Source organism: Microbulbifer aestuariivivens (assembly GCF_039545115.1).
GTDB lineage: Bacteria > Pseudomonadota > Gammaproteobacteria > Pseudomonadales > Cellvibrionaceae > Microbulbifer > Microbulbifer aestuariivivens.
The window spans coordinates 1-1,810 of sequence record NZ_BAABRT010000049.1 but is presented as its reverse complement, the minus strand read 5'-3'; the positions used below and the strand labels follow the sequence as shown (position 1 = coordinate 1,810).

The following is a 1,810-nucleotide window of genomic DNA, read 5'->3' as shown; positions in this document are numbered from 1 at the left end:
TTGGGTGGGGAAGTGCGGTATTCTTCCCTCGTAACATTGGGCGGTGGCCAGCCAATCCGTGGCTGGCAAAGTGCTAGTAGTTGGCGGGAGTGCGGCAGCCATAACCAAGCTAGGCAGGTTCGCCCAGTCGGTGGCTGGGCTGGACAGCCTACGCTGCGCTTCGGCTGCCCCTGCTAGCGGCGTTAGGCATCAGGAGAGAGTATGAAGTGCTATTACCATCGAGACATTGAAGCCATTGGTATTTGTAAGTCTTGTCAGAAAGGGCTTTGCGAAAAATGTGCTGTAGATATTTCTCCTGGACTAGCATGCATCAATAGTTGTGAAGAAGAGGTTTCTTCATTAAATGAAGTGCTTGAACGAAGTAAGTCTGCATACCAGAAAACAGGCAGCGCATATCGGCGCAATGGTCTTTCGATGCTGCTAGCTGGTTTAGTCTTTCTTCTTATTGGTGTGCTACCTATCATCATTTCCGGTGAGTACGGTAGCTCGTTCATAGCCTTGCTTGGTCTAATATTTTTACTTTGGTCATTCTTTAGCTATCGTAGCGCTAAGCAAATTGAGAGCTCGGACAAAAATGCCTAACAAAACGGTCAATGGCGCCTTCGGCTGGACAAAGTACTGCGTACTTTGCCCATTACCTCGGCGTTATGTTGCCGGTCGGTAAAAATTATTGTCAGTGCCTGCGGGTAATTTTTTGCACTACTGTGGCGTCCAACACTGAGCAGCTCCGTCGTTTCGTGTCCCAACAGTTTCGCTCCTAGAGCGACCTCTCTGCTGGGGTAGGGCTGGCTAGTCCACTGGAGTATCATGGAGTGCCATTAAGTTAATAATCTGGTGGGGGAAGTGCGGTATTCTTCCCTCGTAATATTGGGTCTGGCCAGCCAATCCGTGGCTGGCAAAGTGCTGGTAGTTGGCCCTGAGCGCGTCAGCATAACCAAGCTAGGCAGGTTCGCCCAGCCGTTGGCTGGGCTGGACAGCCTACGCTGCGCTCCGGCTGCCCCTGCTAGCGGCGTTACATGTCAAAGAAGGATCAAGCGTGAAAATGATACATGGACTACTTTTGTTGGTCGTTGCTTCTCTTTTTATATATGGGTGTGCGGAAAATATGAAGAAATATCCAAGTATCGCCGATCAGGCGCTGATTGACTTGGCAAAAGGTTTCTCAGGTAATGACGAAAAAGTGATAAGCGAGGTAACCCTATTCGTAGCAAACCCGAAAAGGTATTTCAAAAAATATGAAGAAGACTTATACCAAAGAGGTATTGAGCAACCTACAGAAGTTACTTCTCCAATCGCGTTAATAGACGCTTTATCAAAAGCGAAGTACCTTGTTTACCAAGACGTCGCTTCGGAGCCTAAGTGGGTCCTGAGTCAGCTTGATGAACTTTCAAATGGTGCCATTTCCAAAGTTGATTGCTACAAACAGATGGACGAGTATTACAGTAACACAAAATACGGTATTGGCACTTTCTTGGATACTGAGGGAGAATGGCCCTCACTTTTCGAGTGTATTAAAGAAGCCGGTTACAACCTTATTGGTATCAATGAGGACTCAGACTCTTACGCTTTAGTATTGCTTCAAAAAAAAGATTTACCGGTTGCAATAGAAACAGCTAGTAAGGCTGGTATAGGGCTGTATTTTGCTGAAAAATAAACATGTAACAAGCAGCTCCAGCGGACACATGATCTTCCCCCGCTTTGACGGACACCAAAGTCAAACAGACGAGGTGTCCAATGCCCAAGTACAAAAACCCAAAGAAGACATGGCGGTACTCAGATGAATTCAAAGTCAAAGCAGTATTGCTTAGCC

2 protein-coding genes are annotated in these 1,810 nt (G+C 47.1%); both read left to right on the top strand.

Annotation, left to right across the window (positions count from 1 at the left end; genetic code table 11):
* Positions 1-201: 201 nt before the first annotated feature.
* A complete protein-coding gene (locus ABEA58_RS14220; RefSeq protein ID WP_345552560.1) occupies positions 202-582 on the top strand; it encodes a hypothetical protein in 381 nt (126 codons plus the stop codon).
* A gap of 460 nt (positions 583-1,042) precedes the next feature.
* The gene (locus ABEA58_RS14215) at positions 1,043-1,654 is read left to right on the top strand and encodes a DUF6630 family protein (protein WP_425563541.1); all 612 of its coding nucleotides are present in this window, start codon (positions 1,043-1,045) and stop codon (positions 1,652-1,654) included.
* Positions 1,655-1,810 lie beyond the last annotated feature (156 nt).

Excerpts from the sequence above, each read along its gene's own strand:
- ABEA58_RS14215 (WP_425563541.1), top strand. The coding sequence starts at position 1,043 with ATGATACATGGACTACTTTTGTTGGTCGTTGCTTCTCTTTTTATATAT.
- ABEA58_RS14220 (WP_345552560.1), top strand. The coding sequence starts at position 202 with ATGAAGTGCTATTACCATCGAGACATTGAAGCCATTGGTATTTGTAAG.